Annotated in this window: 14 protein-coding genes and 1 pseudogene; 1 reads left to right on the top strand and 14 read right to left on the bottom strand. The window is 27.7% G+C overall.

Features of this window, described 5'->3' with window-relative positions; all coding sequences use genetic code 11:
• Nucleotides 1-7: 7 nt before the first annotated feature.
• Nucleotides 8-568 (bottom strand): CYTH domain-containing protein, encoded by a 561-nt coding sequence (locus I2A75_RS12975; protein ID WP_195265173.1) that lies wholly within the window; start codon nt 566-568, stop codon nt 8-10.
• Between the two features lie 275 nt (nt 569-843).
• Here I2A75_RS12975 and I2A75_RS12970 point away from each other — a divergent pair, with 275 nt between their 5' ends.
• Nucleotides 844-1,890, top strand: a complete 1,047-nt coding sequence (locus I2A75_RS12970) for an HD-GYP domain-containing protein (protein WP_195265159.1) — start codon at nt 844-846, stop codon at nt 1,888-1,890.
• 38 nt (nt 1,891-1,928) lie between these two features.
• On the opposite strand, the gene I2A75_RS12965 is transcribed toward I2A75_RS12970, so the two are convergent.
• The 13 genes and pseudogenes from I2A75_RS12965 to I2A75_RS12905 form a co-directional block, all read right to left on the bottom strand.
• Entirely contained in the window at nt 1,929-2,762 is an 834-nt protein-coding gene (locus I2A75_RS12965) for a prephenate dehydrogenase (RefSeq protein WP_195265157.1), read from the bottom strand.
• A gap of 250 nt (nt 2,763-3,012) precedes the next feature.
• Entirely contained in the window at nt 3,013-4,023 is a 1,011-nt protein-coding gene (aroF, locus tag I2A75_RS12960; RefSeq protein ID WP_195265156.1) for a 3-deoxy-7-phosphoheptulonate synthase, read from the bottom strand.
• Nucleotides 4,024-4,132: 109 nt separating this feature from the next.
• Nucleotides 4,133-4,567, bottom strand: a complete 435-nt coding sequence (gene aroQ / locus I2A75_RS12955) for a type II 3-dehydroquinate dehydratase (RefSeq protein ID WP_195265154.1) — start codon at nt 4,565-4,567, stop codon at nt 4,133-4,135.
• Between the two features lie 26 nt (nt 4,568-4,593).
• A complete protein-coding gene (locus I2A75_RS12950) occupies nt 4,594-5,085 on the bottom strand; it encodes a shikimate kinase (RefSeq protein ID WP_195265152.1) in 492 nt (163 codons plus the stop codon).
• A gap of 16 nt (nt 5,086-5,101) precedes the next feature.
• Nucleotides 5,102-5,911, bottom strand: a complete 810-nt coding sequence (gene aroE, locus I2A75_RS12945) for a shikimate dehydrogenase (protein WP_195265150.1) — start codon at nt 5,909-5,911, stop codon at nt 5,102-5,104.
• A 276-nt stretch (nt 5,912-6,187) separates the two neighbouring features.
• Nucleotides 6,188-6,604 (bottom strand): GNAT family N-acetyltransferase, encoded by a 417-nt coding sequence (locus I2A75_RS12940; protein ID WP_195265149.1) that lies wholly within the window; start codon nt 6,602-6,604, stop codon nt 6,188-6,190.
• A gap of 419 nt (nt 6,605-7,023) precedes the next feature.
• Nucleotides 7,024-8,151 (bottom strand): prephenate dehydratase, encoded by a 1,128-nt coding sequence (pheA, locus tag I2A75_RS12935; protein ID WP_195265146.1) that lies wholly within the window; start codon nt 8,149-8,151, stop codon nt 7,024-7,026.
• Between the two features lie 3 nt (nt 8,152-8,154).
• Nucleotides 8,155-9,234: a chorismate synthase gene (gene aroC, locus I2A75_RS12930; protein WP_195265144.1), complete on the bottom strand. Its 1,080-nt coding sequence runs from the start codon at nt 9,232-9,234 to the stop codon at nt 8,155-8,157.
• Nucleotides 9,212-10,507 carry a 3-phosphoshikimate 1-carboxyvinyltransferase gene (gene aroA, locus I2A75_RS12925; protein WP_195265135.1) on the bottom strand — a complete coding sequence of 432 codons (1,296 nt, stop codon included), beginning with the start codon at nt 10,505-10,507 and terminating at the stop codon, nt 9,212-9,214. Before aroA ends, aroC begins: the two co-directional genes overlap by 23 nt.
• A 189-nt stretch (nt 10,508-10,696) precedes the next feature.
• On the bottom strand, nt 10,697-11,764 hold the full coding sequence (aroB, locus tag I2A75_RS12920) for a 3-dehydroquinate synthase (RefSeq protein WP_195265133.1): 1,068 nt from the start codon (nt 11,762-11,764) through the stop codon (nt 10,697-10,699).
• Nucleotides 11,765-11,947: 183 nt separating this feature from the next.
• A complete protein-coding gene (gene aroF, locus I2A75_RS12915; protein WP_195265131.1) occupies nt 11,948-12,961 on the bottom strand; it encodes a 3-deoxy-7-phosphoheptulonate synthase in 1,014 nt (337 codons plus the stop codon).
• A gap of 207 nt (nt 12,962-13,168) precedes the next feature.
• Nucleotides 13,169-14,596, bottom strand: a complete 1,428-nt coding sequence (gene cls, locus I2A75_RS12910) for a cardiolipin synthase (RefSeq protein ID WP_195265129.1) — start codon at nt 14,594-14,596, stop codon at nt 13,169-13,171.
• Between the two features lie 313 nt (nt 14,597-14,909).
• Nucleotides 14,910-14,984, bottom strand: a pseudogene (locus I2A75_RS12905) (NADH peroxidase); the annotation flags it as partial.

Raw genomic sequence — 14,984 nt, 5'->3', positions numbered from 1 at the left:
CTTAATTTTAAAGTCCTTTTCCATTCTTTGATGTTATGCCTTTTTCCTCTAATATTTCATAAATTGTTTTTGATGTTGTGTCATTTATTGTATAACCAAGTAGTTCTAGTATTTCTTCTAATTTTTCTTCTGACGTAGTTTCTATTTCTAAATACGGAAATGGACAAAAGCTTTTATCATTTATGTCTATTTCTACTAAAGATTCATTTAATTTATAGCTTTCTCTATATTTTTTGATAGATTGCTTTAAATTCAATCCTAAAGATAAAAATATTTTTTCTGCAGCTATTTTATCTTCAACTATAGTTTCATTTTCTTCCATAACTTTAAACGTTTCTTGGCTTAACATTTTTTTTGTAGTCATATACACTACTTCTTTATTTGACATTCTATCATCTGTTATTCTTATTCTTGCATATCCTTTTACATTTAATAGTCTATTATCTTCAAAATCATATATATTATTTGTTTGATATTCTTCTTTTACTTTTTCAGCTCCTAATAATTTAAGCTTTTCTCTTATACTATCAACATCTATATCAATTATTCTAGTTTCTAATTCTTTCATCTAAATACACTCCCTCTAAAAATCATATAAAATATTATATCATAATGAAAATAGAAACAAAGTAACTTATTCCACTATTTAAATTACTATATTATAGTTATTTATTCAAAATGGTCATATATCTATATTGTATATTTAGACAAATTTTTGTAATAAGTATAATATTTCAGTATCGGTGTCCGAAATATAACATGTAACCATAATTTTGTATTAAATGTATAAAACTGTATTAGATGTAATTGCCATATAAAATTTTATTATGAGAGGTTAGTTTAATGAGTAGCAGAAAGAAATTTATAAATGTGAGAGATTTAAAAACAGGCATGGTCATAGCTAGTGAGATAGTATCTAATGGAACTGTTCTTGTTGGCGAAGGAATAACAATTAATCAACAAATGTTAGATAAACTAAATTCTATTTGTGCTTTTGACACTGTTGAAATATATACTAATGATCAAGATAATTCAAAAGAAACAATTGCTTTAAAAAAAGCTGAAAAAACCCTTAGTAATATTTCTATAGATGTTAAGCTAATATTTGATAATGCTAAAACTCTTCAAGCATCAAATACAAATGAAATAAACGAATACGCAAAAAAGTTATCTCAGGAACTTAAACTTAGCAGTAGTGTTTTAAAAAATATTGTTCTACATGGTAGCGATGAAGATTGTATCTATAGACACTCTGTAAATGTGGCTTCATTAAGTTATTTACTTGGAAAATGGCACGGATTAACTGATAATAAACTTCATTCACTTATTTATGCATCTTTATTACATGACTTTGGTAAAACAAAATTAGATGAAGATATAATAAGAAAAAAAGATCCTCTTTCTAAAAAAGATTTTGAAATAATAAAAACTCACCCTACTATTGCTTATAATGAAATAAAGCAAATTCCATTTATAAGTCAATCAGTACTTTATGCAGTTTTAATGCATCATGAAAGATGTGATGGAACTGGATATCCACTTGGACTTAAAGGAAATCAAATTCATGATTTTGCTAAAATTATAGCAATAGCTGATACTTTTGATGCAATTAACTCAAATAGAATATATAAGCAAAGAAAAAAGCCACTAGAATCATTAAAGATCATAAAAGATGAAAGTCTAACAAAACTAGACTATAGCCTATGTTGTACATTTTTAGAAGGAATGGCAAACTTTTATATAGGACAAAATGTATTACTAAATAATAAAAGTAAGTGTAAAATAATTCAAATGAACTTAAATAACATTTCATCTCCACTTTTACTATGTGAAGACGAATTCATTGACTTAAGTAAAACTACTGACCTTTATATTGAAAAAATATTATAAAAATTAAGCTACTTCTAATTATGGAAGCAGCTTAATTTTTATAATTTTTCTCTTCTTTTACTTGATTTTATAAATAATTCTTTTAATCTTTTCTCATCACTTTCAACTAGAGCTGATTTTATATAATTTATCTCATTTATAAAATTATCTATTGATTCTATCAAATTTTCTTTATTTCCAATAAATAATTCACTCCATAAATCTTCATTTATATTTGCAATTCTAGTCAAATCTCTATAACTATCACCAATGAAACTTCCTGTGTCTCTACCTTCTTCATCGCTATTAATTAATGCAACCGCTATTGCATGAGGAAGCTGACTTGTAAAACTTATCATTTTATCATGAAATATAGGATCTATCCTTTTAATTCTTTTGAACCCCATATCGTAAATAATATCCTCTAGAACCTTTAGATTTTCTTCTTTATTTTTATCAGTTACAGTTATTAAATAATTTGCCCCTTTAAAAACTTCCTTAGATGCATAATCAATACCTCTCTTTTCTCTCCCAGCCATAGGATGTCCAAATATAAAATCTATATCTGAAGGTAATATATTTAATATGTCATCAATAAAAAGCTTTTTTATTCCTGTAGTATCAGTAACTATTGCCCCTGACTTAAATAAGTTTCTATTTTCTTCAATAAATCTTTTAATAAGCATAGGGTATATTGCAAGAATAATTAAATCAGCCTTTCCTACAACTTTACTAGCATTAACATAGCCCTTCTTAATTATTCCTAGTTCTTCTGCCTTGCTCAAAGTACTTAAATTACTATCAATTCCATAGACTTCTTCATATCCTGCTGCTTTAAGCGCCATAGCAAAACTTCCACCTATAACACCAAGCCCTACTATTAAAATTCTCATAAAAACACCCCAACTAAATATAATTGATAATGGACAATGGACAATTCCAGTTGATAATTGATAATGTACAATGGATAATTAAGGAGAAACTTCTCCGAAGTTTTTTAGTATTTTTAATTTCTAAACTCCTTTAGGATTTTATTCCTTAATTATCCATTTTTAATTTTCAATTGTCCGTTGAAATTCTATTTTCCTAAACTACTACTGAAGTTTATTACCTAATTGTCCATTGTCAATTGTGCATTATCAATTATTTCTTTCCTTCCATTTCTGCTAGTATCTTAACTTTATCCATTATCTTTTTAAAAGCTTCTGGCTTTATTGATTGCTGTCCATCACTTAATGCACATTGTGGGTTGTTATGGACTTCTATCATTAATCCATCAGCTCCTGCACTTATTGCAGCTTTAGCTAATGGTTCTACAAGGTACCAGTATCCTGCTGCATGACTTGGATCTACTATAACTGGTAGATGTGATTTCTTTTTCACTACTGGAATTGCACTTAAATCCAATGTATTTCTTGTATAAGTTTCAAATGTTCTTATACCTCTTTCACATAATATTACATTTTCATTTCCAGCTGCCATTATATATTCAGCAGACATTAACCATTCTTCTATTGTCGCAGATAAACCTCTTTTTAATAAAATAGGCTTGTTTGTTCTACCTAGTTGTTTTAATAAATCAAAGTTTTGCATATTTCTTGCACCAACTTGAATTACATCTACATCTCTAACAAATATATCTATATAATCTGTTGACATTATTTCCGTTACTATTGGTAGTCCTGTAGCCTTCCTAGCCTTTTTTAGAAGTTCTAAACCTTCTAATTCTAACCCTTGAAAACTATATGGAGAAGTCCTTGGCTTAAATGCTCCACCTCTTAAAAATGTTGCACCTGATTCCTTTACGCTCTTAGCTATTTCTATTATTTGTTCTTCACTTTCAACAGAACAAGGTCCTGCCATAATAGCTAAGTTATTTCCTCCAATTAAACTACCTTTTACATCAATTACTGTATCATCTGGCTTAAATAATCTATTAGCCTTTTTATAAGGCTCTTCAACTTTAAGAACTTTATCTACTCCAGCAAATCTAAGAAGCTTATCAGAATCTATAGATCGAGTTTCCCCAACTACACCCAAAATGCAGAAAGTTTCTCCTTGTGATAAGTGAACTCCTAGACCTTTACTCTCCAATTCTTCCTTAACCTTCAATACTTCATCTTCACTACAATTCGGATTCATTACAATAATCATACCTATCCCTCCATACTACTCTTACAATTAAAAATTTATAATTGATAATTGACAATTTATGAAGAAACTTCTCAAAAGTTTCTAAAATTATATTTTTAACTCTTCACTTTTAACTTTTCCATTTTTTCAGCACTTCCATGGCCATTACATACCCAAATTCTCCAAAACCGCATATTTGTCCTATACATGCTGCTGCTATTACTGATTTATGCCTAAATTCCTCTCTTGCATGTATGTTTGATAAATGAACTTCAACAGTATTTATATTTACTGCTTTTATTGCATCCATTATAGCGTAGCTATAATGTGTATATGCACCAGGATTTATTATTATACCATCATATTTTTCATAATATGCCTTATGAATTCCATTGATTATTTCACCTTCAATATTGCTTTGAAGTAACTCAATATCAATATTTCTTTTTTGCCCCTCTTCTTTGATGTAATTACAAACATCTTGAAAGTCCTTAGTTCCATAAATTTCTTTTTCTCTTACTCCTAACATATTCAAATTAGGACCATTTATAACTAGTACCTTCATCTAACCCCTCCTAAAAATACTTATTGCTAAATTATTTTAATGATTTTATCTAAAGTTTCTTTTATAGTTGTATCATTAATTATTCTCACATCACAATAATCGTTATATAAATTATATCTTTCAGAATATAGGTTGTAAAGTTTAGACCTACCCTCTGATAATAGTGGTCTTGATGATATATCAACATCTCTTAAAATATCTTCTATTGGTCTATCTATAAATATTATTATTCCTTTATCCTTAAAGAAATCTATATTCTCTTTTCTTTTTACTACTCCACCACCACTAGAAATTACTATATTACTTTTATTACTTAATTCTTTGCAAGATCTTGTTTCATAATCCCTAAAATATTCTTCACTAATATTAAATAATTCCTTTACTGTACTATTAGATATTTCTTCTATATATTTATCCATATCACAAAAGTCATAATTTATTTTATTTGATAACTCCTCACCTATAGTACTTTTACCGCATCCAGGCATTCCAATTAATAAAATTATATTTTTATCCATTTATATTCTCCTATAACTAGATGAACTTCAACTTTAATTTTTCATATATTTCTTTTATTATCTCTTCATCAATCGATATACCTTGCCATATTTCTTGTGCCTTAGCTGCTTGACCTATAAGCATATATAATCCGCAAGTAGTTTTTTTAGATAATGAATTCCCTATATTCAAAAACTTAGTTTCCATGGGATTGTATATTAAATCAACTAAAACATTAAAATTTTTTACTACATCTTCTGATACTGGTGATGCATTAATATCAGGATACATGCCTACAGGAGTAGAATTTATTAAAATATCTCCACTGATTTCTTTTAATTCTTCATAAGTTATTAAATCTACATTTTGTAAATCAAATTCTTCTTTTTTTGGTTTCCTGCTTACAATCTTAACATTCGATATTTTATTATCTAACAAATAATGCGTTACTGCTCTGCAAGCTCCTCCATTTCCTAAAATAACTGCACTTTTTCCTTCTATACTTATATTATTAACTTTTAACATATATCCAAAACCATAGTAATCAGTATTATATCCATATAGCTTTCCATTTTCTAAAGCTATAGTATTTATTGCACCTATTTTTTCTGCTTCTTCTGATATCTTATCAATATATTTCATTATATCTTTTTTGTAGGGTATAGTTACATTTGTACCCTTTATCTTTAATAGTTTTAAAGCTTCTGTAAACTCTTCTAGTCTTTCTTTTTCCACTTCAAATAATTTATATGCCCCATCTTTATTTATAAATTTTAGTAATTCACTATGAATTTCTGGTGATAAACTATGTGAAAGCTTTTCTCCTAATAATCCATAAAACTCCATAACCGTCCCCCCTATCTCTATCTTAATTTATATTATGTTATTTAACTATTTTCTTGATTATAAATATTATAACATAATCAAATATTTTTTATAAAAATGGATATGTACAATATTATTTATAGTTCTGATTCTATTAAATCATCATAATCTTAGACATATACACTTTGATTTGCTTAATATCATTATAAATTAAAGAATATTAACTTGAATATTAAAAAAAGATTTTTCTAAAAAATTAAAGCAGTGAAACACTTTCTAAGTATCACTGCTTATATGCTATTGAATATATTCATTTTTTATAAATTGCCTTTTATTATCTAATTTAAACCCTTGTCTATTATAAAATTTAACTTCTTCTTCATTATATTCTTTATTACTGTTTACTATATACATTACTTCATTTTGTTTTGCATTCTTTTCAAGCTCTAATATTAGTTGATGCCCTACTCCTAATCCTCTATATTTTTCATCAACAATTATATCGTTAATATCTAATCTTTTATTATAATTTATGTCCTCAATAAGATTACTATTAACATAACCTATAACATCATCATTTAATTGTGCTACAAGAACTATAGAACTTTTATCTTCTGCTATGGATTTTATGTTTGAATAATCTAGCTTTGAATTAAGCCTATGAATATCCTCATAATCATTTAATTTAATTTCCCTCACATCAAAACCCACCATAAAAATGCCTCCTATCACTTTGTAAACGTTTATAAGAATGGTAATTTTAAAAGAAAGGTTACCCTTCCTTCTTTTTTAATTTCAATATTATTTTCTTAAAATTCTAAATATTATTTATATTATAATTATACACCTAAATTTTTCTAATTACTACTATTTTTTTATTATTTTATTTATAAAGATTATAAGTTTCATCCATAGCTTAAATCCTTATAGGCAATACATTTATTCATTAAATTATATACTAATAAGCAAAAAATTTATTAGTATATTAAGTTTCTAAACTATTACCTTTTAAAAAAATTAAAAGGGATACTCTAAAAAGTAACCCTTATATTAAAAATTATAGTTTATTATTTTTTAATTCAGCTTATATTTTATTATTAATCTTACTTATGTGCTAAGAGTTAATTTATATACTATAAACTCGCCTTATAGCTTCCAATAATTTTAAAGTATCCACTATTTTGTTCTATAAGTTTTAAAGCATTTTTAACTTCACAATTTTCTAGGCTGCCTTCAAAATCAACATAAAGTAAATACTTCCAAGATTCATGCTTATTTGGCCTTGATTCTATCTTAATCATATTTATATTATTTTCTGCAAAGTATCTTAATAAATTATAAAGTGTACCAGCCTTATCTTCCAAAGAAAATACTACACTAATTTTATTACATTCATCATTATATTTTAATTCTTTTCCTATAATTATAAATTTAGTATGATTATCCTTTTTATCATTTATGTTTTCTTGTAATATATCTAGTCCATAAATTTGTGCTGCCCTTTTACTTGCTATAGCAGCTTTTTTAGTATCTTTTAACTCTGAAATTAGCTTAGCACTTATTGCTGTATTATGATATGGTATTAACTTCATATTTTGATATCTACTTAAAAACTTCTTGCTCTGTTCAAATCCTTGAGGATGTGAATATATTTCCTGTATGCTATTTATATCTGATCCTTTTACTCCAATTAAATGCTGATCTATTTTAATGCATTCTTCTCCAATAATATAAAATCCATACTTAACCAGAAGATCATATACTTCAGTAATTGCTCCTGTATATGAATTTTCAATAGGTAAAATTGCATATTGTATTTCATTATTTTTTAAAGCATCAAATACATCTACAAACTCATCATAGTTTTTTGCATTATCGCAGTTTTTAAAGTACTTTAAAAGAGCTTCTTCACTAAAAGATCCTTTAACTCCTTGATATCCAAATATAAAATTTGAGTTTTCTCCAATTAGGTTATTTTGAATATTATTATTTTCTTGTATTACATTAGATTGAAGGGATCTGCTTAATTCCATTAAATTTTCAAAAAAGCTTCTTCCAATGTCCATATATGAACTATTATTAAGCTTTTTTATATTTTTTTCTATAACTTCTTCTTCTCTTTTACCATTAAAAATTGGTAACTTATTCTTCTTTTTATATTCACCAACCTTAACTGCAACATCCATTCTTTTTTCAAATAAAGAAATTAATTCTTTATCTATAGAATCAATTTCTTTTCTATACTCTTCTAATTCACTCATTAATTATCTCCCCTTTATTAAGTCAAGTAAGCCTATTGCTGTTACAGCCTCAATAACAGGTACAGCTCTTTGAACTATACATGGGTCGTGTCTTCCTTCAACTCTAAACTTAACATTTTCATTTGTATTAATATCTATTGTATTTTGCTCTTTTATAATAGATGCTGTAGGCTTTATTGCAACCTTAAATAATATAGGCATTCCATTTGTAATTCCACCTAGTATTCCACCATTATTATTAGTTTTTGTTTTTATCTTATCTCCATCATAATAATATTCATCATTACATTCTGACCCAAACATGTTAGTCATTTCAAATCCCTTACCAAACTCTATTCCTTTTACTGCTGGTACTGAAAACATTAAATGAGCTAATGTAGATTCTACTGAATCGAAAAATGGATTACCTATTCCAGGGTTTATTCCAGTAACAGCACATTCTATGGTACCTCCAACTGAATCTCCATCATACTTTGCTTGTAATATAGTATGCTTTATCTTTTCAGCTAAAGAATCATCAATTAATGGTAATTCCATTTTTCTTAAATTTAATATCTGCTCTTTAGATATATTTGTACTATTAAAATCTTTATCTTCTATATCTTTTATTGAAGATATATGAGCACCTATAAATATACCTTCTTTTTCTAATATCTGCTTACATACAGCTCCTGCAAAAACTAAATTTGCAGTTATTCTTCCTGAAAAATGACCACCACCTCTATAGTCATTAAATCCATCATACCTCATATATCCTGTATAGTCAGCATGCCCAGGTCTCATATAATCCTTTGTTTTATTATAATCTTTTGACCTTGTATCAGCATTTCTTATTATTGCACAAAGAGGTGTTCCTGTAGTCTTGCCTTCAAAATATCCACTTAATATTTCTGGAAGATCACTTTCTTTTCTTGCTGTTGACATTGCATTTTTCCCTGGAGCTCTTCTATTCATTTCTAAAAGAACTTTATCCATATCTATTTCAAAACCTGATGGCAAACCATCTATATTAATTCCTATGGCATTTCCATGGGATTCTCCAAATATAGAAACTTTTATATTATTGCCCCATACCCCACTCATCTACATTTCCTCCTAGCATTTTAAAATCTTCAAAAAAGCCTGGATAAGATTTTGCTACACAATCATAATCAGTTAATTCAATAGGATTTTTACATCTAGTTGATGCTATCGCTAAAGTCATTGCTATCCTATGATCCTTCCAGCTCCAAACCTGTACTCCACCTTCAAGTTCATCTACACCATCTATTATAAGACCATTTTCCTTTTCTACTATTTTAGCTCCTAACTTATTAAGTTCAGTAGCCACAGCCTTTAATCTGTCACACTCTTTAATTCTAAGTCTGCTTGCATTAACAATTTCAGTTCTTCCTTTTGCAAGTGTTGCTACTAATGATATTACTGGAATTATATCTGGGCATTGTGATGCATCTATTATAGTGGATGCCAATTCTTCTTCTACTTTGCACTTAATATGATTCCTATCAACTATAAATTTTGCTCCCATTCTTTCTAGTATATCTATTACTTCTTTATCTCCTTGAAGGGAATCCTTTTTTAAATCACTAATAGTTACATTTGATCCAAGTGCATCTGCAGCAAGATAAAATGCTGCCTGCGAATAATCGCCTTCAACTCTATAGTTTCTAGATATATACTTTTGATTTCCTTTAACTATAAACTCTTTGTAATCTTTATTTTCTATTTCTATTCCAAAATCCTTCATACAATCTAATGTTAAATCAATATATCCCTTTGACTCTATTCTAGTACTTATATTGATTTTAGAGTCACCATCTAATAAAGGAAGTGAAAATAAAAGTCCTGTGATAAATTGCGAACTTATATTCCCAGGCAAATTAAATTCTCCTGGCTGTAATACCCCCTTGACAATCATATTTAAATCATTTTCTACACTATGATATTTGATACCTTGTTCCTTGAATATATCAAAATATGTGTCTAAAGGTCTTTTACCTAAGTTTCCTTTTCCAACAAACTTAGTCATTCCAGCAAATAATAAAGATATAGGTATAATAAATCTCAAAGTAGAGCCTGACTCATTACAGTCAATCGCTCTAACTGGATTGATTATTGAATCTTCTCTATATATCCCACTTATTGTCACCTTATTTGTATCCCTATCTATAACAGCTCCCAATGCAATCATTGCATCTATAGTTGCATTAATATCATCTGAATAATCTATATTTTCTATTACAGAAGTCCCACTCCCTAAAGCAGCACAAATAATAGCTCTATGTGACATACTTTTAGAAGGTGGAACCTTCACCGTTCCATTTAATCTAGATTTCGATAATCTTAAACTATTCATAAAACACCACCTTATTTGTAATGGGAAGAATTAAAGAGTTAAAAAACGAAAAAGTTAATGGTAATAATTTTTTCACTATTAATTTCTTATATTTTACTTCTCATTCTTTCCCTTTTCATTCTTTTTCTCTTTTCTAATATTCACCTATATAATCATAACTCTGTTTACCGAGTTATTTCATTAATTCTTTCATTCTTCCATTTCTTCATTTTTCTGAAATATTTTACTTGTTGTTTTGTATATAAAGCTATCGCCTATTTCTTTTAAGAAAATCAAATTTAAATTGTTTCCTAAGTTTTTCTTATCAAGCTTCATAGTTTCTAATATTTCTTTAATATCTATTGTTAGTTCATATGGAAGATTATATTTTATTAATATATCTTTAATTATATCCTTTGTACCATTCTTTGTTATTCCTAATTCTTCACTTAATTTAGTTATTTCATACATCCCAATTGCAACAGCTTCTCCATGGGTATATTTACTATAATTATAATACTGCTCAATTGCATGACCTATTGTGTGACCAAAATTTAAAAGCATTCTTTCCCCAGTATCTTTTTCATCTTTTTCCACAACTTCTGTCTTAATTTTGCAACAATTATGAATGATGTATTCTATATTGTTCATAACTTCCTTCTTATCACTATAATTGATTAGACTTTTAAAAAACTCTCTATCTTTTATACAACCATATTTAATAACTTCTGCCATTCCATCATTAAATACTCTATCACTTAAAGTTTCTAGAACCTCTGGATCTATAACTACTTTCTTAGGATGATAAAAACTTCCTACTAAATTTTTACCTTTCTCTAAGTCTACTCCAACTTTTCCACCTACGCTACTATCTACTTGTGCTAATAAAGTTGTAGGTATTTGTACAAAAGGTACACTTCTTAAATAAGTAGATGCAACAAATCCACCTAAATCTCCTATAACTCCTCCACCTAAAGTCATAATTAAATCACTTCTAGTAAACTTAAAATTTAAAAGCTCATCATAAATTAAAGGTAAAGTGAAAAAACTCTTACTTTCTTCACCAGGATCAAGTACTACCTTCTTAACCTCATAGCCAGCACTAATTAAATTATTTAATACTAGCTCCCCATAAAACTTATCAACATTTTTATCAGTTAAAATAAATATCTTATTACCTTTAAAAAGATTCTTTATCTCATTTGATAATTTATTTATTATTCCTTTTTCTATAATAATATCATAGCTACTATGAATTAAATTTACGGATAACTTCATTAAAACACCTGCTTTCCAATTAATAATTGATAATGGACAACTGACAATTACAATTGATAATTCATAATGGACAATTGATAATTTAGGAAAAACTTCTCCGAAGTTTATAAAAAAATATTTCTTAATTCATAAACTCCTAAAGGAGTTTATTCCTTAATTATGCATTGTCCATTATCCATTGACCTATATTTCTCTTCCAACGGCTGCTGCAATAGCTTTTAATTCATCAAATAATGTTCCGTAATCTTCTGGTTTTATTGATTGTGGACCATCGCATAAAGCTTTAGCTGGGTCGTTGTGTACCTCTATTATAAGGCCATCTGCTCCTACTGCAACTGCCGCCTTTGCAAGAGGTGATATCATATATCTTTTTCCTGTTGCATGGCTTGGATCTACAATGACTGGTAAATGACTTAATTTTTTAATTGCTGGTATTGCACTTAAATCTAATGTATTTCTTGTATAAGTCTCAAATGTTCTTATTCCTCTTTCACAAAGAATTACATTTTCATTTCCTCCAGCCATTATATATTCAGCACTCATTAAAAACTCTTCTATCGTCGCAGATAAGCCTCTTTTTAATAGTATTGGTTTATTTGTCCTTCCTAATTCTTTTAACAAATCGAAGTTTTGCATATTTCTTGCTCCAACTTGAATTACATCTACATCTCTCTCAAATATCTCAACATCATATGGTGACATTATTTCTGTAACTATAGGTAACCCTGTTTGTTCCCTTGCTATTTTTAATAATTCTAAACCATCATACTCTAATCCTTGGAAACTATATGGTGAAGTTCTTGGTTTAAAAGCTCCACCTCTTAAGAAATTTGCCCCTAATTTCTTAACTTCATTTGCTATAAATGTCAATTGCTCTTCACTTTCTACTGAACATGGTCCAGCTATCATAGCTATTTTATTTCCACCTATCTCACTATTATTTACTTTTACAACTGTATTATCTGGATGGAATAACCTATTAGCTTTTTTGAATGGCTCTTGCACATGCATTACCTTTTCAACATTATTATTTGCTTCAATTTTAAGAGGATCTATTTTGCTTGTATCTCCTACAAGTCCTAAGATTATTAATTCTGTTCCTATAACAGGATTAACCTTTACCCCTTGTACTTCAAGTTCTTCTGTAAGCTTTCTTATTTCCTCTTCAGTTGTTTTTGGTTTTAAAATAATTATCATGAACTTGCCCCCTTTTTATTAATTAATATCTGATAATTAATATTTGATGATTTAGATAATAATCTATATAAACTAAGCTATTTAGATTTTTATATTAAAAAAGAGACCTCAAATGAGCCCTCTTAAGTAATCAAAATTTCTTTACCTAATTATACCAAACAGCAACCTTTTGTCAATATAATGAAAGAGCTTCATATATTTTTAACTTTATAATATTGGAGCAATTAACATTATTAAGGCTTCTTTTATCCTTAACCATCTTCCTCGATTATTATACTCTTCCATAGTTACTAAATTACACTCTTCAATATCTTTACAAAAGATTTTTTCTTGTTCCTTTGCAAATTTATCTTCAAATATGAATGCATTTATCTCAAAATTTAATTGAAAACTTCTGATATCTAGATTTGCAGTACCAATACTACACACCTTTCCATCAGCAACCATAGTTTTTGAATGTATAAAACCTTTTTGATATCTATATATTTTAACTCCACACGCTATTAATTCTCCAATATTAGCACTTAATATCCATTCCATAAAGAAATGATCTGGCTCTCCTGGTACCATTAGTCTTACATCTACTCCAGATAATGCTGCAATCTTCAGCGCTTCTTTCATTGGTTCATCTGGCACTAAATACGGAGTTTGAATATATACATTTTTCTTTGCATTATTAATTATCTTCATATATGCATTCTTTATATATTCTTCTTTATGGTCAGGACCTGATGATATTATTTGTATTCCAACATCACCATAGCTTTCTTGCTTATTGAAGTATTTTTCATAACTTTTAAGCTCTTCTTCTGACGCATAATCCCAGTCTAAAATAAACCTCTTGTTAAGCTCATTTACAGCTTCTCCTTGAACTCTTATATGCGTATCTCTCCAAAAGTCAAATTGCTTTCCTTTGTTTATATATTCATCTCCAACATTAAAGCCACCTACATAACCAATGTTTCCATCTATTACAACAATCTTTCTATGATTTCTATAATTCAAACGTATATTAATATATGGTAATATTCCTGGGAAAAATACTGCAAATTTTATTCCTAAGCTTCTTATGTACTTTATATCTTTATTTCTTATGGACTTAGACCCCATTCCATCTATTAAAAGTCTTACTTCTACACCTTCATCTACTTTTTTCTTTAATTCATTTAGTATAGATTTTCCTAGTCCATCTAATCTAAATATATAATATTCAATATGTATAAAATCTTTAGCAGACCTAATATCATTTATTAAGTCCTTAAATTTATCTTCTCCATCAATGTAACTCTTAATGCTATTACCTGTTGTATATAATGCTCCTGAATGATTATAATTCATCATTATAAGATCCACATATTCTTTTGATATTCTTTCTGCTCTTTTTTCTTCTTTAAATTTTTCAATTAAATCTTTTGCCTTTTTCTCATCTGTTACTTTCTTTTCTCTAAATATCTTTTGTCTATTTAAGTTTTGACCAAAAATTAAATATATTATAAATCCAACTCCTGGAAGAACTAATAATATTAACAACCATGCCCATGTAGTAGTAGGTTCTTTTCTTTCTATAAATATTAATGATATTGCAGATAAAATATTAATGGTATAGGCTATTATAAATAAAATAGATGCGCTCATCTTATCACCTCCAAGAATACTTCTAATTGATAAGTAATAATGCATAACTAATGAAAAAATTCAGCAAAGCTGAATTATAAAATATAAAAAACATATTTTCCTAAACTCCTAAGAATCTTATTCATCAATTATCCACTGTCCATTATACATCATTTATTATAATTATATCCACTTTTTATAAGTATTTAAAGAGATTATATATTGTATTTTTGTATATAAAACATCCTCATTTTCACATTACAAAAAGAGTGTTGTATTAACGTAATAATACAACACTCTTTTTTAAACGATACCCTATAAATAATCAGGCAAATTAGTTTTGTCCGAAATATCTGTCTAATAATCCCTTGAATGCTTGTCCGTGTCTAGCTTCATCTTTACACATTTC

Origin of the sequence: Clostridium sp. 1001275B_160808_H3 (assembly GCF_015550425.1) — a bacterium.
Classification (GTDB): domain Bacteria; phylum Bacillota; class Clostridia; order Clostridiales; family Clostridiaceae; genus Clostridium.
Note: the sequence above shows the minus strand (reverse complement) of the source record. Positions and strands in the feature narration are given on the sequence as shown.

Bases quoted from the DNA above. Each gene is read 5' to 3' on its own strand.
- I2A75_RS12965 (WP_195265157.1), bottom strand. From the start codon at position 2,762: ATGAGAATTTTAATAGTAGGGCTTGGTGTTATAGGTGGAAGTTTTGCT.
- cls (WP_195265129.1), bottom strand. From the start codon at position 14,596: ATGAGCGCATCTATTTTATTTATAATAGCCTATACCATTAATATTTTA.
- pheA (WP_195265146.1), bottom strand. From the start codon at position 8,151: ATGAGTGAATTAGAAGAGTATAGAAAAGAAATTGATTCTATAGATAAA.
- I2A75_RS12940 (WP_195265149.1), bottom strand. From the start codon at position 6,604: ATGGTGGGTTTTGATGTGAGGGAAATTAAATTAAATGATTATGAGGAT.
- I2A75_RS12970 (WP_195265159.1), top strand. From the start codon at position 844: ATGAGTAGCAGAAAGAAATTTATAAATGTGAGAGATTTAAAAACAGGC.
- I2A75_RS12975 (WP_195265173.1), bottom strand. From the start codon at position 568: ATGAAAGAATTAGAAACTAGAATAATTGATATAGATGTTGATAGTATA.
- aroF (WP_195265131.1), bottom strand. From the start codon at position 12,961: ATGATAATTATTTTAAAACCAAAAACAACTGAAGAGGAAATAAGAAAG.
- aroB (WP_195265133.1), bottom strand. From the start codon at position 11,764: ATGAAGTTATCCGTAAATTTAATTCATAGTAGCTATGATATTATTATA.
- aroA (WP_195265135.1), bottom strand. From the start codon at position 10,507: ATGAATAGTTTAAGATTATCGAAATCTAGATTAAATGGAACGGTGAAG.
- aroC (WP_195265144.1), bottom strand. From the start codon at position 9,234: ATGAGTGGGGTATGGGGCAATAATATAAAAGTTTCTATATTTGGAGAA.
- I2A75_RS12950 (WP_195265152.1), bottom strand. From the start codon at position 5,085: ATGGATAAAAATATAATTTTATTAATTGGAATGCCTGGATGCGGTAAA.
- aroQ (WP_195265154.1), bottom strand. From the start codon at position 4,567: ATGAAGGTACTAGTTATAAATGGTCCTAATTTGAATATGTTAGGAGTA.
- aroF (WP_195265156.1), bottom strand. From the start codon at position 4,023: ATGATTATTGTAATGAATCCGAATTGTAGTGAAGATGAAGTATTGAAG.
- aroE (WP_195265150.1), bottom strand. From the start codon at position 5,911: ATGGAGTTTTATGGATTATTAGGAGAAAAGCTTTCACATAGTTTATCA.